Here is a 25800-nt window from a genome sequence, read left to right on the forward strand (position 1 = left end):
TCCACCACCGCGCCCGGCGCACCGCGTCGGTCCGCATGCCCGCCCGTCCCCGGCGGCCCGGCGCCCGCCGGTGCCGAGGCGCCGGATGCCGGACCGCATCCGCGCTGGTCAGAGCGATTGTCAGTGCCCGGGTGCAGGATGGACGCATGGTCAGCTCCGCACACCGAGCCCTGGACGGCTTCTCCCCCGCGACCCGCGGCTGGTTCACGGGGGCGTTCTCCGCGCCCACCGCGGCCCAGGCGGGCGCGTGGCAGGCCCTCCGCGAGGGGTCCGACGTGCTGGTGGTGGCCCCGACCGGTTCCGGCAAGACCCTGGCCGCCTTCCTCGCCGCCCTGGACCAACTGGCCGCGACGCCCCCGCCCGCCGACCCGAAGAAGCGCTGCCGCGTCCTGTACGTCTCCCCGCTCAAGGCCCTCGCGGTCGACGTGGAGCGCAACCTCCGCAGCCCCCTGACCGGCATCCGCCAGGAGTCGGTGCGCCTGGGCCTGCCCGAGCCCGAGGTGAAGGTCGGCATCCGCTCCGGCGACACCCCGCCCGCCGAGCGCCGTGCCCTGTCCACCAGGCCGCCGGACATCCTGATCACCACCCCGGAGTCCCTGTTCCTGATGCTGACGTCGGCCACCCGCGACGCGCTCACCGGCATCGAGACGGTGATCCTCGACGAGGTCCACGCGGTGGCCGGCACCAAGCGCGGAGCGCACCTCGCGCTCTCCCTGGAGCGCCTGGACGAGCTGTTGCCGAAGCCGGCCCGCCGCATCGGCCTCTCGGCGACCGTCCGTCCGGTCGACGAGGTGGCCCGTTACCTCTCTCCGCGCCGCAAGGTGGAGATCGTCCAGCCGGAGTCGGGCAAGGAGTTCGACCTGTCCGTCGTGGTCCCGGTGGAGGATCTGGCCGAGCTGGGCGGTTCCCCGGTCGCCGACGGCTCCGAGGGCGCGGAACGGCCGTCGATCTGGCCCCACGTCGAGGAGCGCATCACCGACCTCGTCCAGGCCCACCGTTCCACGATCGTCTTCGCGAACTCCCGGCGTCTCGCCGAGCGGCTCTGCAACCGCCTCAACGAGATCGCCTACGAACGGGCCACCGGTGAGCCTCTCGACGAGCAGCACGCGCCCGCCGAGCTGATGGGCGGCTCGGGCGCGGCCCAGGGCGCGCCCGCCGTCATCGCGCGCGCCCACCACGGCTCGGTCTCCAAGGAGCAGCGGGCGCTCGTGGAGGAGGACCTCAAGGCGGGCCGGCTGCCGGCCGTCGTGGCCACCTCCAGCCTGGAGCTGGGCATCGACATGGGCGCCGTCGACCTCGTCGTCCAGGTCGAGTCCCCGCCGTCCGTGGCCTCGGGCCTGCAGCGCGTCGGGCGCGCGGGCCACCAGGTGGGAGCCGTCTCCACCGGCGTGGTCTTCCCCAAGTACCGCGGCGACCTGGTCCAGGCCGCCGTCGTCACCGAGCGCATGCGCACCGGCGCCATCGAGTCCCTGCGCGTCCCCGCCAACCCGCTCGACGTACTGGCCCAGCAGATCGTCGCCATGACGGCGATGGACACCTGGCAGTTCGACGACCTGCTCACCACGGTCCGCCGGGCCGCCCCCTTCGCCGCCCTCCCCGAGTCCGCGTTCACCGCGGTCCTCGACATGCTCGCCGGCCGCTACCCCTCCGACGCCTTCGCCGAGCTGCGCCCGCGCGTGGTGTGGGACCGCGTCGCCGGGACGGTCACCGGCCGCCCCGGCGCCCAGCGGCTCGCCGTGACCTCCGGTGGCACCATCCCGGACCGCGGCCTCTTCGGCGTCTTCCTGGCGGGCGCCGACCCCAAGAAGGGCGGCGGCCGGGTCGGCGAGCTCGACGAGGAGATGGTCTACGAGTCCCGCGTGGGTGACGTCTTCACGCTGGGCACCAGCTCCTGGCGCATCGAGGACATCACCCGCGACCGCGTCCTGGTCTCCCCCGCCCCGGGCGTCCCGGGCCGCCTCCCGTTCTGGAAGGGCGACCAGCTGGGCCGCCCCCTGGAGCTCGGGCGGGCGGTGGGCGCGTTCCTGCGCGAGGTGGGCTCCCTGCCCGAGGAGGACGCCCGACTGCGGCTGCTGACCGCCGGCCTGGACGCCTGGGCGGCGGACAACGTGCTCTCCTACCTGGCGGAACAGCGCCAGGCCTGCGGCCACGTCCCGGACGACCGCACGATCGTCGTGGAGCGATTCCGCGACGAACTGGGCGACTGGCGGGTGGTCGTGCACTCCCCCTTCGGCGCCCAGGTGCACGCCCCCTGGGCCCTCGCCCTCGGCGCCAGGCTCTCCGAGCGGTACGGCATGGACGCCCAGGTCATGCACGCCGACGACGGCATCGTCCTGCGGCTGCCGGACGCCGACCTGATGAGCCTGGACCTGCTGGACCAGGAGCCGGCGAAGGCAGGCACGGAGTACGACCCCGAGCAGGCACCCGTCGGCGCGGCGGACGTCGTCTTCGACAAGGGCGAGGTCGACCAGGTCGTCACCGACCAGGTCGGCGGCTCGGCCCTGTTCGCGGCCCGCTTCCGCGAGTGCGCCGCCCGCGCGCTGCTGCTGCCGCGCCGCAACCCGGGCAGGCGAACCCCACTGTGGCAGCAGCGCCAGCGCGCCGCCCAGCTGCTCCAGGTGGCGAGCGAGTTCGGATCGTTCCCGATCGTCCTGGAAGCGGTCCGCGAGTGCCTCCAGGACGTCTTCGACGTGCCGGGACTCGTGGAGCTGATGGGCGACCTCGAGTCCCGCAAGGTGCGCCTGGTCGAGGTGACCACACCGGAGCCCTCGCCCTTCGCGCGTTCGCTGCTGTTCGGGTACGTCGCCCAGTTCCTCTACGAGGGCGACTCCCCGCTCGCCGAGCGCCGCGCCGCCGCGCTGTCCCTGGACTCGCGGCTGCTCGCGGAGCTCCTCGGCCAGGCGGAGCTGCGCGAACTGCTCGACGCCGAGGTGCTCACCGAGCTGGAGCGCGAGCTGCAGTGGCTCGCCGAGGAGCGCCGCGTCAAGGATCCCGAGGGCGTCGCCGACGCGCTGCGGGTGCTGGGCCCGCTCACCGACGCCGAACTGGCCGAGCGCGGCGCCGAACCGCACTGGGCGCGGGAACTCGCCTCCGCGCGGCGCGCCATCCGGGTCCGGATCGCCGGCGCCGATCACTGGGCGGCGATCGAGGACGCGGGCCGCCTGCGCGACGCCCTCGGCACCGCCCTGCCCGTCGGCGTCCCGGAGGCCTTCACCGAGCCGGTGAAGGACCCGCTCGGCGACCTCCTCGCCCGCCACGCCCGCACCCACGGCCCGTTCACCTCCACCACCGCCGCCGCCCGCTTCGGCCTGGGCGTGGCGGTCACCGAGGGCGCCCTGCAACGGCTGTCGGCGGGCGGCCGCATCGTCCAGGGCGAGTTCCATCCGGCTGGCATCGGCCAGGAGTGGTGCGACGCTGCCGTCCTGCGTCGGCTGCGCCGCCGCTCCCTGGCCGCCTTGCGACAGGAGCTGGAACCCGTCCCGCCCGCCGCGCTCGCCCAGTTCCTGCCCCAGTGGCAGCACATCGGCCAGGGTCACGCCCTGCGCGGCGTCGACGGCCTGGTCCGTGCGCTCGAACAGCTCCAGGGGGCGTCCGTCCCCGCCTCCGCCCTGGAGAAGCTGGTCCTGCCGTCCCGTGTGACGGGCTACACCCCGGCGATGCTCGACGAGCTCACCGCCGCCGGAGAGGTCGTCTGGGCCGGTGCGGGCGCTATCCCCGGCAAGGACGGCTGGGTCTCCCTGTACCTGGCGGACGCGGCCCCCCTGCTCCTGCCCCCGCCCCACCCGCTGGAGCTGACGGCGCTGCACGAATCGGTCCTGAACGCCCTCTCCGGGGGCTACGGCCTGTTCTTCCGCCAGATCGCCGACCAGGTCCGCGCCACCACCCATCCGGACGCCACCGACCCCCAGCTCGCCGATGCCCTCTGGGACCTGGCCTGGTCCGGCCGTCTCACCAACGACACCCTGACACCGATGCGCGCCCTGCTGGGCTCCGGCCGCACGGCCGGTTCCACGGCCCACCGTGCCAAACGGGCGGTCCCGCGCGGCCGCTACGGCTCCCTGACCGCCGCGGCCCGCACCGCCTCCCGCGGCGGCCCGCCGACCGTCGCCGGCCGCTGGTCCCTCCTGCCGGCCGCCGAACCCGACCCGACCGTCCGGGCCCACGCCCTGGCCCGGACCCTCCTCGACCGGCACGGCGTCGTGACGCGCGGCGCGGTCTCCGCCGAGGGCGTGGAGGGCGGCTTCTCGGCGACCTACCGCATCCTGTCCGCCTTCGAGGAGAGCGGACAGGCACGGCGCGGCTATGTCGTGGAAGGCCTCGGCGCCGCACAGTTCGCGATGGACGGCGCCGTGGACCGCGTCCGCGCGGTGGCCAACGCCCGCGACCGGGGCGAGCCCCCGCCACGCCCGGCCGCAGCCCTCGACGGCCCCTACGGGCCCGATGGCTTCCCGGCCGCCGACCTCGGATGGACCGACCAGGATCTGGACTGGTCCACTCCGGGCGCGGCCCCCGACGGCCGCGCCCCCCACGAGTACGTCTCCCCCCGGGATCTCGCCGCTCCCGGTGCCGGCGGCCCCCGAGGCGGCCACGGCTTTCCGTACGGCACGGGCCCGGTCGAGCGTCCCGGCCGCACGGCCACACCGTCCCCCGCCTCCCGGGCCGTCGTCCTCGCCGCCGCCGACCCCGCCAACGCGTACGGCGCCGCCCTGTCCTGGCCCGAGCCGCCCACCGGTGCCGGCCACAAGCCGGGGCGCAAGGCCGGCTCCCTCGTGGTGCTGGTCGAGGGGGAGCTCACGCTCTACATGGAGCGCGGCGGCAAGACCCTGCTGGCCTGGCCCTCCACCTCCGACGGCGAGGCCGCGCCCGGCGACGACCCGCGCCTGCGCGCCGCGGCGGAGGCGCTCGCCGCGGCCGCCCGCGCGGGCTCCCTCGGCACGGTCACGGTCGAGCGTGTCAACGGCGCCTCGGCCCTGACCTCCCCGCTCGGCACCCTCCTGGAAGGAGCGGGCTTCATCGCGACCCCCCGCGGCCTACGGCTCAGAGCATGACGACCCACCCACACCGCACCCCACCGGTCCGCACCGCCTGCCCCAGCACCCACTGTGCCGCGTGGGGCCGCCCCGGCCCCGCTCCCCTCACCGCCCAGCACCGTCCACGCACCACCTGAGCACCAAGCACCAAGCACGCACCATCCGCACCCGAGCACCCGAGCACCGCCCACCCACCCCCAACCCGTCACCGCCACCGCACCGCCACCACCCCCGACACCCGTGCCACCCTTGACCCATGCCCGAAGGTGACACGGTCTGGCAAGCCGCGAAGCGGCTGCACGGCGCCCTCGCGGGCAAGGTCCTGACCCGTTCCGACCTCCGCGTGCCGAAGTACGCCACGGCCGACCTCACCGGCCGCACCGTCCTGGACGTCACGCCGCGCGGCAAGCACCTCCTCGCCCGGATCGAAGGCGGTCTGACCCTCCACTCGCACCTGAGGATGGACGGCTCCTGGAAGGTCTACGCCCAGGACCAGCGTTGGACCGGCGGCCCGGCCCACCAGATCCGCGCGATTCTCGGCACCCAGGACCGCACAGCCGTCGGCTACCGCCTCCCCGTCCTCGAACTGCTGCGCACGTCGGACGAAGAGCGGGCCGTGGGCCACCTCGGCCCCGACCTGCTCGGCCCAGACTGGGACCCCGAGCGGGCCCTCGCCAACCTCCTCGCGGATCCCGCCCGCCCCCTCGGCGAGGCACTCCTCGACCAGCGCAATCTCGCCGGCATCGGCAACGTCTACAAGTGCGAGCTCTGCTTCCTGCTCGGCGTCACCCCCTGGCTGCCCGTCGGCCTGCTGCCCGCCGATCGCGCCGCCCAGCTGCCCGCCATCGCCAAGAAGCTCCTCGACGCCAATCGCGAGCGTCCGATCCGCGCCACGACCGGCCGCAGGGGCCAGGACCTGTTCGTCTACGGCCGCACGCCCCGCCCCTGCCTGCGCTGCGGCACACCCGTCCGCGTCGCCGACCAGGGCGACGGCTCCCGCGAACGCCCGACGTACTGGTGCCCCACGTGCCAGGCCGGCCCCGCCCCGGCCCCCGGTTCCCCTGCTGCGCGCCGCGTCCGCCCTCGCAGCACTGGTTGACGGACTGCCACAGACACCCTCACGCCCCGCTCCCGTACGCACCGACCTCACACCGCATCGGTCCGCGGCTCTGACTGACGGGCCGCCGGAAACACCCGTACGACCGTCTCCTGCAAGTACCGACCACGCACGCATCCGCCCGGGACGGTAATTGACGGACCATCAGAAACGCTCGTACGGTCCCCTCATGGACGTAGAGGCGTACGACCTCACCGGACGCACCGCTTTCGTCACCGGCGCCGCCGGCGGGATAGGCCGCGCCTGCGCCGTCCTGCTGGCCCGGGCCGGCGCGACCGTGCACGGCGCGGACGTCGACGCGCAGGGTCTGCACGAGACGGCGACGCTGATCGAGGACCGGGGCGGAACCGTCCGCACCCACCACCTCGACGTCACCGACCGCACCCAGGTGCAGTCGGCCGTGGAGTCCTGCGAGCGCCTGGACGTCATGGCCGCCGTCGCCGGGATCATGCACAGCAGTCCGGTCCTGGAGACGCGGGACGAGGACCTCGACCGTGTCCTCGACGTCAACTTCAAGGGCGTGCTCTACGCCTGCCAGGAGGCCGCCCGTCTGATGCTGGCGCGGAACACCGGCGGCAGCATCGTCACCATGGCCTCGGGCGCCGTCGACGCCGGCCGCCCCGGCCTCCTCTGCTACGGCGTCGCCAAGGCGGCCGTGGTCCAGCTGACGAAGACCCTGGCCACCGAGGTCGGCCGCTACGGCATTCGGGTCAACGCCGTCGCCCCGGGGTGGATCCGCACACCCATGACCGAACGCAACGAGGCCGACGACCAGGCCCGCACCGAGGCCCTGATGTCCCGCATGTCCCCCCTGGGCCGCGTCGGCGACCCCGAGGACGTGGCGCACGCCGTACTCCACCTGGCCTCGGACGCGTCGTCCTTCACGACAGGTCAGATCCTCCGCCCGAACGGCGGCGTGTCGATGCCCTGGTAGTCATGCGTCCCCGCCGCCGGGCGCCGCCCGCCGACCGCTCTCCCCCCGCCACGCGGCCCTCCACCGCCCCACCGCCACGGCCCCCACCGCGCACTCACCGGCCACACAGTGCACGGGCAGCAGACTCAGCCCCCACCCCCCGGCGACGACCACCCCCTCCAGCACCCCGGCGTCGGGAGCCACGGCAAGCCGCACCGCGCCCCACCACCACAGCGCCCCGAGCCCCAGCACGGCCCCCCGGCGCACTGTCCGACCCGCCATGGCCGTCACCTCCAGCCCGACACCGGCGAACCCTCTCGTCGCTCCCTGCTGCTCAGCGCGCGAGATCCTCCCACCATGACCGCCCCACCCCCACCCGGCAAACGCACACCGGAGCGGCCCCGAAACCCCGTGCGCCCACCACGGCGGCGCCCCCGCCGGATCGGTTCGGAACGAGGGCGCTGCGTCGGGCGAGAGGGCACGCGGCCCGTGTCACGCACCCGCCGTACGCGCCGTACCAGCCATACCGGCTCGCCCGCAGCCAGCCGGCCCTCAGCCCAGAGAGGCCCCAGCCCCACCGACCCCACGCACGCGAAAACCCCGACCGCACTCCCTCGATCCCGAAGGAGCCCCGGCCGGGGCCTCATGGCGTCCACGGCATGTGAATGTACGCGCGTACCGAACCTCAGGCGGCGACCACGTCGACCGCCTCGGCAGGCGCCTTGATGGTCACCCGCTCCGGTGGCACTCCGGTCACCGACACGGAACCCAGCATCGGCCGAACCGGCGTGGGCACAGGCTCGCTGGGGGTGGCGGCAGCAGACTGGGCCAGCTCGGCGAGGGCGAGCTCGTCGCTCACTTCCCGCATGAGCTCGGACATCCGTACGTCCAGCGCGTCGCAGATGGCGGCGAGCAGCTCGGAGGAAGCCTCCTTCTGCCCCCGCTCCACCTCGGAGAGATAGCCGAGTGAGACTCGGGCGGACGAGGAAACTTCGCGCAGAGTACGGCCCTGGCGCTGGCGCTGCCGACGCAGCACGTCACCCAGCAGGCGACGGAGCAGAATCATCGGTGGCTCCCTCCTCGGACCGCGTAGCCGCATCCTTCACGCCCCACCGTACCGCCTTGCGCTGCGGCCGTGCGGGGAGCGATGTCGTGTTCACTCAGGGCTGCAAACATCAAAACCCCCCGTTCTGTTCCGTATCCTGTGCCCGCTCATTCCCGGTCTGTTCGCCCGCAAGCTCTGTCAGAAGCACCGCGAGTACGCTCCGTACACTCTCTCTACGAATTTCCGCGCGGTCGCCGTTCAACCGCAGGGCCTCCACTTTTCCGCCAGAGGCGGAACCGGAGTGCGCCCCGAAGGGGCCGTCCACGGCAACGAAGACCGTCCCGACGGGCTGACCGTCCTGGGGTTCGGGGCCGGCCACACCGGTCGTCGCGATTCCCCAGTCGGCGCCGAGCGCCTTGCGCACGCCTGCCGCCATCTGGGCCGCGACCTGCGGGTCGACGGCCCCGCGGGCCGCGAGCAGATCCGCGTCCACCCCGAGCAGTTCGCGCTTCAGCGCGGTGGCGTAGGCGGTGACCGATCCCCGGAAGGCTTTGGACGCCCCGGGCACCGATGTGATCTCCGCCGCCACCAGGCCACCGGTCAGCGACTCGGCCACGGCGAGCGTCTCACACCTCACCGTGAGTAGTCGCACCACGTCGGCAGCCGTGGAACTCACGCTTCCGTCTCCTCCGCCGCCGCTTTGCGCTCGGCGATCCCCTGCCTGCGCAGCACAATGGCCTGTCTTACGTAGTCGAGTCCGGTGACCACCGTGAGAACGACCGCCGCGGCCATCACCCAGAACCTCAGGGTGGCCAGCCATCCCGTCAGCGCCAGGACGTACATCCCGACGGCGATGCCCTGGGTGAGCGTCTTGAGCTTGCCGCCCCGGCTCGCCGGGATGACGCCGTACCGGATGACCAGGAAGCGCAGCAGCGTGATGCCGAGCTCCCGGCCGAGGATCACGCCCGTCACCCACCACGGCAGGTCGCCGAGTGCGGAGAGGCAGATCAGGGCCGCCCCCATGATCGCCTTGTCGGCGATGGGATCGGCGATCTTCCCGAAGTCGGTGACCAGGTTGTACGTCCGCGCCAGGTGTCCGTCGAACAGGTCGGTGATCATGGCGATCGCGAAGGCCGCCCAGGCGAGTGAACGCCATGCCGGGTCGTAGCCGCCGTCGGCCAGCATCAGCGCGACGAAGCCCGGCACCAGGACCAGCCGGAGCATCGTCAGCAGATTGGCGATGTTCCAGACGCTCGCCTGGTTGACGGCCGCGGCCGCGATCTTGCCGCCGCGCGGCACCTTGCCGCCGCCGGCCGCCTCGTCCTCGTCGTGCGGCTCGGCACCGCCGACCACCACCGCGGAGACGTCGGCCGCCCCACCGGAAACGCCGGTGTCGTCACCCGGACCACCGGAAGCCTCGGACGGGGACGCGCCCGACATCCCGACCGGAAGCCCGGACACCACAGACGGCCCGCCCGACACCGCGGACGCGGACGCGCCGGACTGCGCACCCGACGCCCCGGAGGCGGCTGCCACACCCTGGGCCGGCGAGGAGCCTTCCGCGGCCGATGCCGGGACACCCGTCATCTGTCCGCCTCCTCACTACAGCCGACCGGGACCGGCAGGGGTTCGGCCACCAGGTCGACACCCTCCGTACCGACCACCTTCGCCTCGACCATACGGCCCACGGTCAGTCCCTCGCCCGACGTGAGCAGCACCTGGCCGTCCGTCTCGGGCGCCTGGTGCGCCCCGCGGCCGTACACGCCCTCCTCGTCCACCGACTCGACGAGTACGCGTACGGTCTGCCCGAGGCGCTCCTCGGCGCGCTGCGAGACGAGTTCCTCGGCGAGCCGGGAGACCCGGGCGAGCCGCTCGGCGACGATGTCCTCGTCGAGCTTGTTGTCGTAGGTCGCCGCCTCCGTGCCCTCCTCGTCGGAGTAGCCGAAGACGCCGATGGCGTCGAGCCGCGCGTGGTTGAGGAACCGCTCCAGCTCGGCAAGGTCGGCCGCGGACTCACCGGGGAAGCCGACGATGAAGTTGGACCGCACACCCGCCTCGGGGGCCTTGCTCCGGATGGTGTCGAGCAGTTCCAGGAAGCGGTCGGTGTCGCCGAAACGGCGCATCGCGCGCAGCACGTCGGGCGCGGAGTGCTGGAAGGACAGGTCGAAGTAGGGGGCGACCTTCGGCGTCGAGGTGAGCACGTCGATCAGCCCGGGCCGCATCTCGGCCGGCTGGAGGTAGCTGACGCGCACCCGCTCGATGCCGTCGACCTCGGCCAGCTCCGGCAGCAGCGACTCCAGCAGCCGGATGTCGCCGAGGTCCTTGCCGTAGGAGGTGTTGTTCTCGGAGACCAGCATGATCTCCTTGACGCCCTGCTCGGCCAGCCACCGGGTCTCGTTCAGCACGTCCGAGGGGCGGCGTGAGATGAAGGAGCCGCGGAAGGAGGGGATGGCGCAGAAGGTGCAGCGCCGGTCGCAGCCGGAGGCGAGCTTGACCGAGGCGACGGGGGCGCCGTCGAGCCGGCGGCGCAGCGGCGCCCGCGGGCCGGACTGCGGGGCCAGCCCCTCCGGCAGGTCGGACGGCTGCTCCGTCGGCGCCGCGGACGACGGGTCGGACGGCGCGCCGTGCCCCGGAAGGGCCACGTCGGTCGCCGACTGCCGCTCCGCCGGGCTGATCGGCAGCAGCTTGCGGCGGTCGCGGGGGGTGTGGGAGGCGTGGATGCCGCCGGACAGGATGGTCTGCAGGCGGCCGGAGATGTCGGCGTAGTCGTCGAAGCCGAGCACGCCGTCGGCCTCGGGGAGGGCTTCGGCGAGATCCTTGCCGTAGCGCTCGGCCATACAGCCCACCGCCACGACGGCCTGCGTTCTTCCGTGCCCCTTGAGGTCGTTGGCCTCGAGGAGGGCGTCGACGGAGTCCTTCTTGGCGGCGTCGACGAATCCGCAGGTGTTGACGACGGCGACGTCCGCGTCCGCGGCGTCCTCCACGAGCTGCCAGCCGTCCGCCTCCAGACGGCCTGCGAGCTCCTCCGAGTCCACCTCGTTACGGGCGCAGCCAAGGGTGACGAGTGCGACGGTACGGCGTTCAGGCATGGGCTCAAGACTACTTCGTCTCACCGACACCCCGGGTCGACGGGGTTGGCGATCTTCGTCGGCCCCGTCGACCGCACGGTCTGCGTCACCCGGCCTGCGGGTCGCCCTTCGTGTACGTCAGCCGCTCCACGGCGCCGGGCCGGAAGTCGTCGTCGATCTTCTTGCCGTTCACGTACAGCTGGACGGCCCCCGCGTCGCCGAGGACGAGGCTGATCTTCTCGCTGTCCTGGAAGGTCTTGGTGTCGCCCTGCTTGAGCAGCCCGTCGAACAGCAGCCGGCCGTTGTGGTCCTTGGCGAAGATCCAGCTCTTGCCGTCGGTGGCGCTGATCTGGACGGTCACCTTGTCCTGGGGAGCGGCGGCGATGGCGCTGTCGGAGGGCTCGGGCGTCTTGTCGGCGGGCTTCTCGCTCTTCGGCGTGGGGGCGGCGGGCGCGCTGGTCGACGGCGTGGTGCCGTCGGCGACGTCCTGGGTGCCCTCGTCGCCGCCCTTGAACGCGGTGAAGCCGACGAACCCGATGACGGCGACGATCGCGGCGACCATGGCGGCGGTCCAGTTCGGGCCACGCCGCTCGGGACGGATACGTTCCGCCTCGAACAGCGGCGCGGGCGCGGTCGGCGCGGGCCGGCCGCCGTGCGTGGCGTCGTACTGCTCGATCAGCGGGGCGGGGTCGAGGTGGACGGCCCTGGCCAGGGTCCGGATGTGACCGCGCGCGTAGACGTCGCCGCCGCAGGGGGCGAAGTCGTCCGCCTCGATGGCGTGCACGATGGCGATGCGGACCCGGGTGGCGGTACTGACGTCGTCGACGGTCTTCCCGGCCGCGATACGCGCCTGCTGCAGGGCGCGGCCGATGGAGGGGCGGGCTGCCTCGGAAACGTCTTCGAACGGACGCTCGTCTTCAGGGGAGTTGCCGATGGACACGGGGGCGCCTTTCGAGCGTGTAGCCACCTGTGCTGGAAGTTCAGTCTAGGGGGGGTGCGAAAGGGAGGGGCAACCGGACGGTGGGACTTTGTACGCCATCGGTATGGCCGGACACGCCGATGACGGGACGGATGAGAAACCGCGGAAGGGGACCCGCACCCGTCCTCTCGCTCAACTTGACGTACGGCGACGGGAAACGGTTGCCCGCCGTTCTCTAACGGGTGAGTCACGGGCGCCCGCCGTCCCCTCGGGACACGTCTACCCTTCAGACTCCCCGCGGATCACGGCGAGCACGCCGTCCAGGTCGTCGGGCTTCACCAGAACGTCACGCGCCTTCGACCCCTCGCTCGGTCCGACGATCCCCCGGGACTCCATGAGGTCCATGAGCCGTCCGGCCTTGGCGAAGCCCACGCGCAGCTTGCGCTGGAGCATGGACGTCGACCCGAACTGCGTGGAGACGACCAGTTCGGCCGCCTGGCACAGCAGGTCGAGGTCGTCGCCGATGTCCTCGTCGATCTCCTTCTTCTGCTTGGTGCCGACGGTGACGTCGTCCCGGAAGACGGGCGCCATCTGGTCCTTGCAGTGCTGCACGACGGCCGCGACCTCGGCCTCGGTCACGAACGCGCCCTGCATACGGGTCGGTTTGTTGGCCCCCATCGGCAGGAACAGCCCGTCGCCCTTGCCGATGAGCTTCTCCGCGCCCGGCTGGTCGAGGATCACCCGCGAGTCGGCGAGCGAGGAGGTGGCGAAGGCGAGCCGCGAAGGCACGTTCGCCTTGATCAGACCGGTGACGACGTCGACCGAGGGCCGCTGCGTGGCGAGCACCAGATGGATGCCGGCCGCACGGGCGAGCTGTGTGATCCGCACGATCGCGTCCTCGACGTCGCGCGGCGCCACCATCATCAGGTCGGCCAGCTCGTCGACGATCACCAGCAGGTACGGGTACGGCTGGAGCTCGCGCTCGCTGCCCTCCGGCGGCTTGACCTTCCCCTCGCGCACCGCGCGGTTGAAGTCGTCGATGTGCCGGTAGCCGTAGGCCGCCAGGTCGTCGTAGCGCAGGTCCATCTCGCGGACGACCCACTGGAGCGCCTCGGCGGCCCGCTTGGGGTTGGTGATGATCGGCGTGATCAGGTGCGGGATGCCCTCGTAGGCGGTCAGCTCGACACGCTTGGGGTCGACGAGGATCATCCGGACGTCCTCGGGGGTCGCCCGCATCATGACCGAGGTGATCAGGCAGTTGATGCAGGACGACTTGCCGGAGCCGGTGGCGCCCGCGACCAGCATGTGCGGCATCTTCGCCAGCGAGTGCATGACGTAGCCGCCCTCGACGTCCTTGCCGAACGCGACCAGCATCGGGTCGTCGTCCTCGGCGGACTCCGCCAGACGCAGTACGTCACCGAGGTTGACCATCTCCCGGTCGGTGTTCGGGATCTCGATGCCGACCGCCGACTTGCCGGGGATCGGGCTGATGATCCGCACGTCGGGGCTGGCAACGGCATACGCGATGTTCTTGGTCAGCGCGGTGATCCGCTCGACCTTCACGGCCGGCCCGAGCTCGACCTCGTAACGGGTGACCGTCGGGCCACGGGTGAAGCCGGTGACGGCGGCGTCGACCTTGAACTCGGTGAAGACGGTCGTCAGCGAGGCGACGACGGCGTCGTTGGCCGCGCTGCGCGCCTTGCCGGGCCCCCCGCGCGTGAGGAGGTCGAGCGCGGGCAGCGCGTACGTGATGTCGCCGGAGAGCTGGAGCTGCTCGGCGCGCGGCGGCAGCTCGCGGGGCTGCTCGGGCGGCGCCTTGGTGAGGTCGGGGACCACCCCGGAGGTCGACTTCTCCCGCTTGCCCTCCTGCTTGCCCCGCTGCCTGGTCTCCTGCGGGGGGCGGGCTGCCGGGGCCGGGACGGGCGTCGGCGTGGTCGGCTCGCGGTCGCCCACCCGCACGCCCTGCGTGAGGTCGGCGACGATCCGCGAGGGCGGCATGCCGTGCAGCACGGCCCCGTCGAGGTCGGCCGCGGCGGCCGCGGCGATGTCCACCGCGTCCGGCTGCCGGTCCATCGCGGGCTGCGGCACCGCCGAGCGCCGGGGCCGCCCACGCCGCTGTGCGAGCGCCTCCTGCTCCGCGGTCTCCGGATCGTGCGCCTGGGGGGCGCTCGAGCGCCGACGGGGGCGCGCGGGCAGCGCCTCGCGCCACTGGTCGTCGTAGCGCGCGTCGTCGTCGGCGAACTCGTCGTACGCGTCGGCGGCGGGGTCGTGCAGCACCCCGAGACGCACCCCGAGCTGCCGCAGCCGCTGCGGGACGGCGTTGACGGGCGTGGCCGTGACCACCAGCAGCCCGAAGACGGTCAGCAGCACGAGCAGCGGGACGGCCAGCACCTCGCCCATGCTGTACGTCAGCGGGGTCGCCGCACCCCAGCCGATGAGACCGCCGGCGTCCCTTATGGCCTGCATGCCGTCACTGCGGGCGGGCGCGCCGCACGCGATGTGGACCTGGCCGAGCACCCCGATGACCAGCGCGGACAGACCGATCACGATCCGGCCGTTGGCCTCGGGCTGCTCCGGGTGCCGGATGAAGCGGACGGCGATGACCGCGAACAGGATCGGCACGAGCAGGTCCAGCCGGCCGAAGGCACCGGTCACCAGGATCTCGACGAGGTCGCCGACCGGGCCGCGCAGGTCGGCCCAGGTGCCGGCGGCGACGATCAGCGCGACGCCGAGGAGCAGCAGCGCCACCCCGTCCTTGCGGTGGGCGGGATCGAGGTTCTTGGCGCCGTTCCCTATGCCGCGGAACACCGCGCCCACGGCGTGCGCCAGACCCAGCCAGACGGCGCGGACGAGCCGGTACACACCCCCGGTGGGGCTGGGCGCCGGTTTGGGCACCGGCTTCTTGGCCGCGGCCTTCCTGGCCGGCGCCTTCTTGACGGGGACCTTCTTCGCGGCGGCCTTCTTCGCCGCAACCTTCGCGGGAGCGGCCGCCTTCTTCGCGGGCTGCTTCTTGGCTGCGGAGGGACGTGAGGCCATGGATGTGAGATTACCGGGGGAGACGGCAGGGGACACGTGTGCCCACTGCTTCACCCGTTCGTGTCGCCCTTGCCAAGGCGCGAAGCTGACGCGCGCTCACCGCAAACTCCCGGCGCGGCACGCGTCAGTTGGGTTCAGCTCTGCGACGGCAGCGAGGCGGTGCCGCCGCCCGTGCCCGGTTCCAGGGCGTCCAGGGCCCGGCGCAGGCCGGTGAGTTTGCGCTCCAGATGCGCCGCCGTGGCCACAGCGGCCGCGTCCGCCGACTCGTCGTCGAGCTGCTTGGACAGGGCCTCGGCCTGCTCCTCGACGGCCGCGAGCCGCGCCGACAGCTCGGCGAGCAGCCCGGCCGCCTCCTTGGTACCGCCGCCGGCCGCCGCCTTTCCCCCGCCGCCCTCCAACTGGAGCCGCAGCAGGGCCGCCTGCTCCCGCAGCTGGCAGTTCTTCATGTAGAGCTCGACGAAGACGGAGACCTTCGCCCGCAGCACCCACGGGTCGAACGGCTTGGAGATGTAGTCCACCGCGCCCGCCGCGTACCCGCGGAAGGTGTGGTGCGGACCGTGGTTGATCGCCGTGAGGAAGATGATCGGGATGTCCCGCGTCCGTTCCCGACGCTTGATGTGCGCGGCTGTTTCGAAACCGTCCATTCCCGGCATCTGGACGTCCAGCAGAATGACCGCGAAGTCGTCCGTCAGCAGTGCTTTGAGCGCCTCTTCCCCGGACGATGCCCGCACCAGCGTCTGATCGAGCGCCGAGAGGATCGCCTCCAGCGCCAGCAGATTCTCCGGCCGGTCATCGACCAGGAGGATCTTGGCCTTCTGCACCATGGCCCGCCCTCCTCGCCCCGGCAGTGCACCGGGCGCCGCCCCTGGGGACGACTCCTTTGCGCCGCCCTTCCTTGTGCCGGTCATGGTAGCCGCACCCCGACCGTCGCCACACCCTGTCACCGTGATGTCACTGTGCACGTAACAGGAACGCGGCACGAGACCAGAAGGTTCCCCGGAATCCGCCCCGCTACACGGCGACGACCACCCCGGATCGGCAACTCCCCGCGCCTCTCGATGGTTCCCGTCACCACGAACCTCACGCCTCCCGCATCCACTGGTCCATCACCGTCAACAGATGATCGGGATCGACCGGCTTGGTCACGTAGTCGGAGGCGCCCGACTCGATCGCCTTCTCCCGGTCGCCCTTCATCGCCTTCGCCGTCAGCGCGATGATCGGCAGCCCCGAGAACTGCGGCATCCGCCGGATCGCCGTGGTCGTGGCGTACCCGTCCATCTCGGGCATCATGATGTCCATCAGGACGACCGCCACGTCGTCGTGCTGCTCCAGGACCTCGATGCCCTCACGGCCGTTCTCCGCGTACAGCACCGACAGGCCGTGCTGCTCCAGGACGCTGGTCAGCGCGAACACGTTGCGGATGTCGTCGTCGACGATCAGCACCTTCTCCCCGCCGAACCGGATCCCCCGCTGCCCCTGCGCCGACGCCTCGTGCTCGACGGGCGCCCACTGTTCGGGCCGCCCGACGCGCGGCTCGCCGCCGGCCACCGAGCGCCGCCGGCGCCGGAAGAGCGCGGCAGGGCCGTTCTGCGTCTCCTGGTACGACTTCACCTCGGCCGGCGTCTCGATCTCCGTCCCGGACAGCTCGCGCGTACCGTTCTCCGACGCCACCAGGTCGTCCGCCTCCAAGGCGGGCACGACCTGCTGGTAGCCCTGCGGCGGCAGCTCGCTCATGTGCAGCGGCAGGTACAGCGTGAACGTCGAACCCCGTCCCGGCTCGCTCTGCGCGTGGATCTCACCGCCCAGCAGCTGCGCGATCTCCCGCGAGATGGACAGCCCGAGACCCGTCCCCCCGTACTTGCGGCTGGTCGTGCCGTCGGCCTGCTTGAACGCCTCGAAGATCACCCTCATCTTGCTGGCCGCGATGCCGATACCGGTGTCGGTCACCGAGAACGCGATCAGCGGCGCGTCCGCGTCGGTCATCGACCCGGCCTCCAGCAGCTGCTCCCGGATCGCCACCGGCACCTCCCCGCCGGCGGGCCGGATCACCAGCTCCACCGACCCGGAGTCGGTGAACTTCACCGCGTTGGACAGCAGGTTGCGCAGCACCTGCAACAGACGCTGCTCGTCGGTGTGCAACGTCGCCGGCAGCTCCGGCGACACCCGCACGGACAGGTCGAGGCCCTTCTCCGCGGTCAGCGGACGGAACGTCGCCTCCACGTAGTCGACGAGCTGGACGAGCGCGATGCGCGTCGGGGAGACGTCCATCTTGCCCGCCTCCACCTTCGACAGGTCGAGGATGTCGTTGATCAGCTGGAGCAGGTCGGAACCCGCGCCGTGGATGGTCTCGGCGAACTCCACCTGCTTCGGCGAGAGGTTCCCCTCGGCATTGTCGGCGAGCAGCTTGGCCAGGATCAGCAGCGAGTTCAGGGGCGTACGCAACTCGTGCGACATGTTGGCGAGGAACTCGCTCTTGTAGCGCATCGACACCGCGAGCTGCTCGGCGCGCTCCTCCAGGACCTGCCGCGCCTCCTCGATCTCGGTGTTCTTCACCTCGATGTCCCGGTTCTGCCGGGCCAGCAGCTCGGCCTTCTCCTCCAGTTCGGCGTTGGAGGCCTGCAGGGCCTTCTGCCGCTGCTCCAACTCCGCCGACCGCTCCCGCAGTTGCTCGGTCAGCTCCTGCGACTGCTTCAGCAGCTGCTCGGTCTTGGTGTTGACGGAGATGGTGTTGACGCTGGTCGCGATCATCTCGGCGAGCTGGTTGAGGAAGTCCTTCTGGATCTGCGTGAACGGCGTGAACGACGCCAGCTCGATCACCCCGAGCACCTGCCCCTCGAACAGCACCGGCAGCACGATCACCTGCGCGGGCGGCGCCTCACCGAGTCCCGAGGAGATCTTCAGGTAACCGCTCGGCGCGTTGGAGACCAGGATCGTGCGCTTCTCCTCGGCGGCCGTCCCCACCAGCGCCTCACCCGGCCGGAACGACGTCGGCATCGACCCCATCGAATAGCCGTACGACCCCAGCATCCGCAGCTCGTACTGCTCGCCGTCGCCGTCGGCCGGCGGCATCGCCAGGAAGAACGCGCCGTGCTGCGCGGCCACCAGCGGCGGCAGCTCGCTCATGATCAGCGAGGCCACGTCCTCCAGGTCCCGCCGGCCCTGCATCAGCGCCGACACGCGCGCGAGGTTGCCCTTCAGCCAGTCCTGCTCCTTGTTGGCGATCGTGGTGTCGCGCAGGTTGGCGATCATCTTGTTGATGTAGTCCTGCAGTTCCTGGATCTCCCCGGACGCGTCCACGTCGATCTTCAGGTTCAGGTCGCCCCGGGTCACCGCGGTCGCCACGCGCGCGATGGCACGCACCTGCCGGGTCAGGTTCCCGGCCATCTCGTTCACCGACTCCGTCAGGTCGCGCCAGGTGCCGTCCACGTCCCGCACGCGTGCCTGTCCGCCCAGCTGCCCCTCGGTGCCCACCTCACGGGCCACCCGGGTGACCTCCTCGGCGAACGACGACAGCTGGTCGACCATCGTGTTGATGGTCGTCTTCAGCTCCAGGATCTCCCCGCGCGCGTCGATGTCGATCTTCTTCGTCAGGTCACCCTTGGCGATGGCCGTCGTCACCATCGCGATGTTGCGCACCTGACCGGTCAGGTTCGACGCCATCTGGTTCACCGACTCGGTGAGGTCCTTCCACGTGCCCGCCACGCCCGGCACGTGCGCCTGCCCGCCGAGGATGCCGTCCGTACCCACCTCGCGGGCCACCTTGGTGACCTGGTCGGCGAACGAACTCAGCGTCTTGACCATCGTGTTGAACGTGTCGGCGAGCTGCGCCACCTCACCACGCGCCTCGATCGTCACGGTCCGCGTCAGGTCACCGTTGGCGACCGCCGCGGCAACCTGCGAGATGTTCCTCACCTGAACGGTCAGGTTCTTCGCCATCAGGTTGACGTTGTCGCTGAGATCCTTCCAGATGCCCACGACACCCGGCACGTGCGCCTGCCCGCCCAGGATGCCCTCGGTGCCCACCTCACGGGCCACCCGCGTCACCTGCTCGGCGAACGACGACAGCTGGTCGACCATCGTGTTGACGGTCGTCACGAGCTCCAGGATCTCGCCCTTGGCGTCGACGGTGATCTTCTTCGACAGGTCACCCTTGGCGACCGCGGTCGTGACCTCGGCGATGTTGCGCACCTGGATGGTCAGGTTGTTCGCCATGAAGTTCACCGACTGCGTGAGGTCCTTCCAGGTGCCGGAGACACCCTGCACCTCGGCCTGACCGCCGAGGATGCCCTCCGTACCCACCTCACGGGCCACCCTCGTGACCTCCTGGGCGAACGACGACAGCTGGTCCACCATCGTGTTCAGGGTGTTCTTCAGCTCCAGGATCTCCCCGCGCGCGTCCACGGTGATCTTCTGCGACAGATCACCGCGCGCCACCGCGGTCGCCACCTGCGCGATGTTGCGCACCTGGGCGGTGAGGTTGCCGGCCATGCCGTTCACCGAGTCCGTCAGGTCACGCCACACACCGGCCACACCGGGCACCTGCGCCTGACCGCCCAGCCGCCCGTCCGTGCCCACCTCGCGCGCGACCCGCGTCACCTGGTCGGCGAACGCGGACAGCTGGTCGACCATCGTGTTGATGGTGTTCTTCAGCTCCAGGATCTCGCCGCGCGCGTCGACGTCGATCTTCTGCGAGAGATCACCGCGCGCCACCGCCGTCGTCACCTGCGCGATGTTGCGCACCTGCGACGTCAGGTTGCCCGCCATCGAGTTGACGGAGTCGGTGAGCTCCTTCCACGTCCCCGACACACCGTCCACCCGGGCCTGACCACCCAGCCGCCCCTCGGTGCCCACGTCCCGCGCCATCCGCGTCACCTGGTCGGCGAACGACGACAGCTGGTCCACCATCGTGTTCACGGTGTTCTTCAGCTGCGCCATCTCGCCGGAGACGTCCACGGTGACCTTCTGCGACAGGTCGCCGTTGGCCACGGCCGTCGTCACCTGCGCGATGTTCCTCACCTGTCCGGTGAGATTCCGGAACGCCGTGTTGACGGAGTCCGTGAGGTCCTTCCACGTCCCGGCCGCACCCGACACCTGCGCCTGACCGCCCAGCTCACCCTCGACCCCGATCTCCCGCGCCACGCGCGTGACCTCGGCACCGAAGGCCGACAACTGGTCGACCATCCCGTTGACGGTGTTCTTCAGCTCCAGCATCTCGCCGGCCACGTCGACCGTGACCTTCTGCGACAGATCACCGTTGGCCACGGCCGTCGTCACGGCGGCGATGTCCCGCACCTGGATGGTCAGGTTCCGGAAGACCGTGTTCACCGAGTCGGTGAGGTCCTTCCAGGTCCCCGCCGCACCCGGCACGTTCGCCTGACCGCCCAGCCGGCCCTCGCCACCGACCTCGTTCGCCACGCGCGTGACCTCGTCCGCGAAGATCCGCAGCGTCTCGGTCATCTGGTTGATCGTCTCGGCGAGCTGCGCCACCTCACCGCGCGCCGGCACCGTCACCTTCCGTGACAGATCGCCGTTGGCGACCGCCGTCGTCACCTCCGCGATCCCGCGCACCTGGGCCGTGAGGTTCCCGGCCATGGTGTTCACCGAATCGGTCAGTTCCTTCCACACCCCGTCGACGCCGGACACCTGCGCCTGGCCGCCCAGGATGCCCTCGGTGCCCACCTCGCGGGCCACCCGCGTCACCTCGGAGGAGAACGCCGAGAGCTGGTCGACCATCGTGTTGACGGTGTTCTTCAGCTCCAGCATCTCGCCTTCGACGTGCACGGTGACCTTCCGTGACAGGTCGCCCTTGGCCACGGCCGTCGTCACCAGCGCGATGTCCCGCACCTGGGCGGTCAACCGCTCCGCCATCGTGTTGACGGACTCCGTCAGGTCCTTCCACGAACCGGACATCCCGCGCACCTGGGCCTGCCCGCCCAGCTTGCCCTCGGTCCCCACCTCACTGGCCACCCGCGTGACCTCGTCGGTGAACGTCGACAACTGGTCGACCAGGTTGTTCACCGTCCGCCCGACCTTCAGGAACTCCCCGCGCAGCGGATGCCCGGTCCCCTCCGGCGTGTGCGTCCGCAGTTCCATCCGCGGCGACAGATCGCCCTCGGCCACCGCCGACAGCACCCGCCCGACCTCCGACACCGGCCGCACCAGGTCGTCGACCAGCGCGTTCGAGTTGTCGATGGCGGTCGCCCACGACCCTTCACAGGCACCGGTCTCCAGCCGTTCCGTGAGCTTCCCCTCACGCCCGACCATCCGCCGCACCCGCGACAGCTCACCCGTGAGGTGCAGATTGCGGTCCGCCACCTCGTTGAAGACCGCCGCGATCTCCGACATCACGCCGTCGCCGGACACCGTGAGCCGCTTGCGGAAGTTCCCGTCCCGCATGGACACGAGCGCGGCGAGCAGCCGGTTCAGAGCCGCCGTGTCCACCGTCGTCGTCCCACCACGGGGCTGCCTGCTCAGGGACTGTCCGCCTTTCGCGCGCGCCTTCGTGCCCCGCGTCGCTGCGCCAGACTCCACTTGTCCCTCCCACAGGGATCGACCGTCTTACTGCCGATGTAATCAGGCAGGCCCGCTGGGCTGCTGCCCGCCGTACACATCAGACACCCAGTCTGCCCGGACCTTCACAAGAAACCTGCCCAGTGTTTCACCCTTGCCGAACCCGGCCATAACAGTTCGGCAGCTCGCACACACGGTCCGCACACCCTGGGGGCGGAAACACCGCTGACCGGCATCCGCACGGACGGGGAAGGTAAGTAACCTTGCATGCGGCTGTCCAGCCGCACCGGTCCGTCCGGCCTGGGCGGTGGCACGAGCACGAGCGGGCATCGGAGGGCGGCCGCACACATGACCACCGGACTGATCCCCGGGGGACCGCCCCCGGAGCCCCGGCCGACGGGCACGCTTCCGCAGCAGCGGCGCGAGCAGGACGGCCGGGCAGCCCAGCACGTCGACAACCGGCCGAGGAGTTCTGTGATCACCGCGCGCGCGGCTGCCAGCTTCGAGCCCGTCGGGCGATCGGTAGCGACTGCCCGCTCCTTCGTCCGCGACACCCTCCAGGGGTGGGGGTTCGCCGACATCGTCGACGACGCCGTGGTCCTCACCAGCGAACTGGTGACCAACGCCGTGGTCCACGCCGGCACCCACGCCGACGTCCTGTGCCTGCGCGCCGAGGACGGCGTCCGCATCGAGGTCTCCGACCGCTACCCGGAACGCGAGATCCCCCTCCAGGGCCACCCGGCCACCATGGGCAGCCCCGACCGGGAGGGCGGCCGCGGCCTCCAGCTGTGCGCGGCCATCGCAGGCCGCTGGGGCGTGGAGTACACGCCCACCCACAAGCTGGTGTGGTTCCAACTCGACCTCCCCGACCGCCCGGTGGGCACCCGCGCGGCCGGACCGTCCCTGCCCTCCGACCTCCTCCCCCTCGCCGACAGCCGGGTCCGCGTCGCCGTCGTCCAGATCGACCGCACGGGCGCCATCTCCGCGTGGAACGAGGACGCCGAGGAACTCTTCGGCTACCCGGCCGACCAGGTCACCGGCAAGCCCCTCACCGACCTCGCCGCCTGGCCGCACACCCCCGGCACCAGCACCGGCATCGCCGAAGCGCTCCAACTCTCGCGCTGGGAGGGCAGCTACGGCATCCGCGGCGCCAACGGCCGCGTGACCCCCGTGTACGCCTCCCACCTCCGCGTCCGCGACACCGACGGCGACCCCTCCACCGTCTGCCTCCTCGTCCGCGACCACGAACGCGCGGTCCTGCAGACGCCGTCGCGCGTCCCCGCCTCCGACGCGTCCTCCACGGGCGACGGCCAGAGCACCGACCCGTTCGAGGTGTTCATCGGCTCCCCGGCCCCGGACGACCTCGACGGCCTTCTCCAGCGGACGGTGGAACGCGCCCGCGACATGCTCGACGGCGACTCCGCCTTCCTCCTCCTGGCCACCGACGACGAGACCGAACTGGAGGTGCGCGCCTCCACCGGCCTGCCCTCCGCCCGACAGCGCTTCGCCCGCGTCCCCGTCGAGGCCGGCCCCGGCCGCTACGGCTCGGCCCGCATGCCCGCCGTCCACGAGGACCTCCTCGCCGTCCCCGGCGCCGTCCCCCTGCTCGGCGGCACGGGCATGCGCTCGGTGGTCACGGTCCCGCTCAAGGTCGAGGGCCGTCTCACCGGCTCGCTCGGCGTCGCGGCCGAGGCTCCCGCCAGATACTCCAACGAGGAGGCCCTGCGGCTGCAGTTCGCCGCCGACCGCATCGCCCTCGCGGTCGAGTCGGCCCGCCTCGGCGAGCTGGAACGCCTGCGCCGAGGCTCCCTGAGCTTCCTCGTCGAGGCCTCCGACCTGCTGGCCGGCACGCTCGACCGCGACCAGACCCTGGCCCTCATGGCCCAGATGACGGTCCCCACCCTCGCCACCTGGTGCGCGGTCTACACCATCGCCGACCAGGCCTCCGACCCGTACCTGTCGTACGTCCTGCACGAGGACGAGGAACTCATCGACGGCATCAAGTCGTTGCTCTCGAAGATCGCCCCGCCGGACCCGGTGCCCACCCCGGGCGCCCGTGTCTGGTCGGCCCCCGGGGAGGCCGCGCACGAGGCGGCCCTGCGCAGCTCCATGCGCAGCCTCGGCCTGACCGGCGGCCCGAGCCGCCAGGTGTCCTCGAGCATCGGCCCGACGCTGGCCACCGCGTCCGCGGTGGGCGGCGAGACCGTCGTCCTCCCCCTCGTCGCCCGCAACCGCGTCATCGGCATGCTGACCCTGGGCAAGCCCACCGACGAGCACTTCCGCCAGGAGATCCTGGAGCTGGCCGAGGACCTGAGCCGCCGCGCGGCCCTCGCCCTCGACAACGCCCGCCTCTACTCGGAGCGCACCGCGATCAGCCAGTCCCTCCAGCGCAGCCTGCTGCCGCCGGAGCTGCCCGAGATCGACGGCGTCGAGGTCGAGGTCATCTACCGCGCCGCCGGCGAGGGCAACGAGGTCGGCGGCGACTTCTACGACCTCTTCCCCATCAGTGACGGCGCCTACGGTTTCGCCATCGGCGATGTCTGCGGCACGGGCCCGAACGCCGCGGCGGTGACGGGCCTGGCCCGCCACGCCCTGCGTCTGCTGGCCCGCGAGGGCCTCAGTGGCCCGGCGGTCCTGGAGCGTCTGAACTCCGCGATCCTCGACGAGGGCGCCCGCAGCCGCTTCCTCACCCTCCTGTACGGCGAGATGCGCCCCCAGGAGGACGGCAGCGCCGAGCTGAAGGTCGTCTGCGCCGGCCACCCCCTCCCCCTGCGTCTGCGCCAGGACGGCACCGTCGAACCGGCCGCCGAACCGCAGCCCCTCCTCGGCGTCATGGAGGACCTGGAGCTCTACGAGCAGACGGTCACCCTCGACCCGGGCGACGTCCTGCTCTGTGTCACGGACGGCGTCACGGAGCGCCGCGAGGGCACCCGCATGTTGGGCGACGACGGTCTCGCCGACGTCCTCACCACCTGCACGGGTCTGACGGCCGGCGCGGTCGCGGCCCGCATCATGCGCGCGGTGGAACGCTTCGCTTCGGACGCCCCGTCGGACGACATGGCGATCCTGGCGATGCGCGTGGCCTGAGTCGTCGTCAGCCGGGAGACGGCATGAAAAATCCCCCGCCCGGATGGGCGGGGGATTTCCTTTGCGGAGCCCCCAAACGGAATCGAACCGTTGACCTTCTCCTTACCATGGAGACGCTCTGCCGACTGAGCTATGGGGGCCTGTTGCTTTTCCGAGGTTTCCCTCGCGGCAACGAAATAGATCATACCCCGAACGGGCCGCAGTCCCAAACCCTCTCAGAGGGCCGGCTGCAACAGTCCGCCGAGCGCGTTGCAGGCGTTCACGATGCGCCGCATGTCCCGCTTCGTCAGTGAGGCGTCCACCGGCAGCGCCAGCGTTTCGTCGGCCGCCCGCTCGGTCTCCGGCAGTGACACGAACCGTCGGTACTCCGGCATCCGGTGCAACGGCGTCTTGACCGGGACCCGGCACTCGACGCCCCTTCCCTTCAGGGCCCGGGCGAACGCGTCGCGGTCGGGTCGCCCGTTGCCCGGCACCCGCACCACGTACTGCTGGTAGGTGTGTCCGTCGCCGCCCTCGGGCGTCCGCACTCCCCGCAACCGCGCGTCGAGATAGGCAGCCCGTTCCCTCCGCTGCGCGACCTCGTCGTACGGCGCGTCGGACTCCCCTTGCTGCAACACCAGCAGCCCGTGGCGCTGCCCGACCTGGTGCAGCCGTGCGATGTCCGCCGGCCGTCCGAAACGGTGAACGACAACGACCGCGGCGCTCCGTGACGTTACGACCGCTTCGACGGCGGCCACGTCGAGGCAGTAGGTCACCGGATCGATGTCGGCGAACACCGGTTGTGCCCCGGCCAGCGTCACCGCCTCGGCCACTTCGACGCTCCCGAAGGCCGGCACGACGACCTCGTCTCCGACCCCGACACCTGCGGCCCTGAGCATTGCTGCGGTACCCATGCGGTGGATGCTGGAGGCGGAACATGAACCTGAAGTGACGGGAAACAAAAAAGGGTTGGGCTCCGAACCGAAGTTCGGAGCCCAACCCTCTAAAAGGAGTTCGGCGGCGTCCTACTCTCCCACAGGGTCCCCCCTGCAGTACCATCGGCGCTGTAAGGCTTAGCTTCCGGGTTCGGAATGTA

At 71.6% G+C, this 25800-nt stretch carries 14 protein-coding genes, 1 tRNA gene and 1 rRNA gene; 4 read left to right on the top strand and 12 right to left on the bottom strand.

Annotated elements, in window-relative coordinates:
- Nucleotides 1–146: 146 nt before the first annotated feature.
- From ACZ4YY_RS30255 to ACZ4YY_RS30265, 3 genes are all read left to right on the top strand, one after another.
- Nucleotides 147–5048 (top strand): ATP-dependent helicase, encoded by a 4902-nt coding sequence (locus ACZ4YY_RS30255; protein ID WP_468297412.1) that lies wholly within the window; start codon nt 147–149, stop codon nt 5046–5048.
- A 238-nt stretch (nt 5049–5286) separates the two neighbouring features.
- Complete coding sequence (locus ACZ4YY_RS30260; RefSeq protein WP_468297417.1) at nt 5287–6129, top strand: Fpg/Nei family DNA glycosylase; 843 nt, start codon at nt 5287–5289, stop codon at nt 6127–6129.
- Nucleotides 6130–6316: 187 nt separating this feature from the next.
- Nucleotides 6317–7081 (top strand): SDR family NAD(P)-dependent oxidoreductase, encoded by a 765-nt coding sequence (locus ACZ4YY_RS30265; protein ID WP_468297420.1) that lies wholly within the window; start codon nt 6317–6319, stop codon nt 7079–7081.
- Here ACZ4YY_RS30265 and ACZ4YY_RS30270 read toward each other — a convergent pair whose 3' ends face one another.
- The 9 genes from ACZ4YY_RS30270 to ACZ4YY_RS30310 all read right to left on the bottom strand — a co-directional run bounded on the left by ACZ4YY_RS30270 (nt 7082) and on the right by ACZ4YY_RS30310 (nt 21659).
- On the bottom strand, nt 7082–7342 hold the full coding sequence (locus tag ACZ4YY_RS30270) for a hypothetical protein (protein WP_468297423.1): 261 nt from the start codon (nt 7340–7342) through the stop codon (nt 7082–7084).
- A gap of 403 nt (nt 7343–7745) precedes the next feature.
- Entirely contained in the window at nt 7746–8126 is a 381-nt protein-coding gene (locus ACZ4YY_RS30275; RefSeq protein ID WP_167997591.1) for a helix-turn-helix domain-containing protein, read from the bottom strand.
- A 109-nt stretch (nt 8127–8235) separates the two neighbouring features.
- Nucleotides 8236–8781, bottom strand: a complete 546-nt coding sequence (locus tag ACZ4YY_RS30280) for a CinA family protein (RefSeq protein WP_468297426.1) — start codon at nt 8779–8781, stop codon at nt 8236–8238.
- The gene (gene pgsA, locus ACZ4YY_RS30285) at nt 8778–9692 is read right to left on the bottom strand and encodes a CDP-diacylglycerol--glycerol-3-phosphate 3-phosphatidyltransferase (RefSeq protein WP_468297429.1); all 915 of its coding nucleotides are present in this window, start codon (nt 9690–9692) and stop codon (nt 8778–8780) included. The genes ACZ4YY_RS30280 and pgsA overlap by 4 nt, the downstream gene beginning before the upstream one ends.
- Nucleotides 9689–11194, bottom strand: a complete 1506-nt coding sequence (rimO, locus tag ACZ4YY_RS30290; RefSeq protein ID WP_468297432.1) for a 30S ribosomal protein S12 methylthiotransferase RimO — start codon at nt 11192–11194, stop codon at nt 9689–9691. The genes pgsA and rimO overlap by 4 nt, the downstream gene beginning before the upstream one ends.
- An 85-nt stretch (nt 11195–11279) precedes the next feature.
- Nucleotides 11280–12113, bottom strand: a complete 834-nt coding sequence (locus ACZ4YY_RS30295; RefSeq protein ID WP_468297435.1) for a helix-turn-helix domain-containing protein — start codon at nt 12111–12113, stop codon at nt 11280–11282.
- A gap of 258 nt (nt 12114–12371) precedes the next feature.
- Complete coding sequence (locus ACZ4YY_RS30300; protein WP_468297438.1) at nt 12372–15128, bottom strand: DNA translocase FtsK; 2757 nt, start codon at nt 15126–15128, stop codon at nt 12372–12374.
- A 134-nt stretch (nt 15129–15262) separates the two neighbouring features.
- Nucleotides 15263–15952 carry a response regulator gene (locus ACZ4YY_RS30305; RefSeq protein WP_468297441.1) on the bottom strand — a complete coding sequence of 230 codons (690 nt, stop codon included), beginning with the start codon at nt 15950–15952 and terminating at the stop codon, nt 15263–15265.
- Nucleotides 15953–16208: 256 nt separating this feature from the next.
- Entirely contained in the window at nt 16209–21659 is a 5451-nt protein-coding gene (locus ACZ4YY_RS30310) for a HAMP domain-containing protein (protein WP_468297445.1), read from the bottom strand.
- 327 nt (nt 21660–21986) lie between these two features.
- Between ACZ4YY_RS30310 and ACZ4YY_RS30315 the strand changes: the two genes are divergently transcribed.
- Entirely contained in the window at nt 21987–24725 is a 2739-nt protein-coding gene (locus ACZ4YY_RS30315; protein ID WP_468297448.1) for a SpoIIE family protein phosphatase, read from the top strand.
- Nucleotides 24726–24792: 67 nt separating this feature from the next.
- Here the strand turns inward: ACZ4YY_RS30315 and ACZ4YY_RS30320 are convergent.
- The 3 genes from ACZ4YY_RS30320 to rrf all read right to left on the bottom strand — a co-directional run.
- Nucleotides 24793–24865, bottom strand: a tRNA-Thr gene (locus ACZ4YY_RS30320).
- A gap of 75 nt (nt 24866–24940) precedes the next feature.
- Nucleotides 24941–25603 carry a DegT/DnrJ/EryC1/StrS family aminotransferase gene (locus ACZ4YY_RS30325; RefSeq protein ID WP_468297484.1) on the bottom strand — a complete coding sequence of 221 codons (663 nt, stop codon included), beginning with the start codon at nt 25601–25603 and terminating at the stop codon, nt 24941–24943.
- Between the two features lie 113 nt (nt 25604–25716).
- A 5S ribosomal RNA gene (gene rrf, locus ACZ4YY_RS30330) occupies nt 25717–25800 on the bottom strand; the annotation flags it as partial.

The sequence above is a fragment of the Streptomyces sp. NPDC030143 genome, assembly GCF_055573695.1.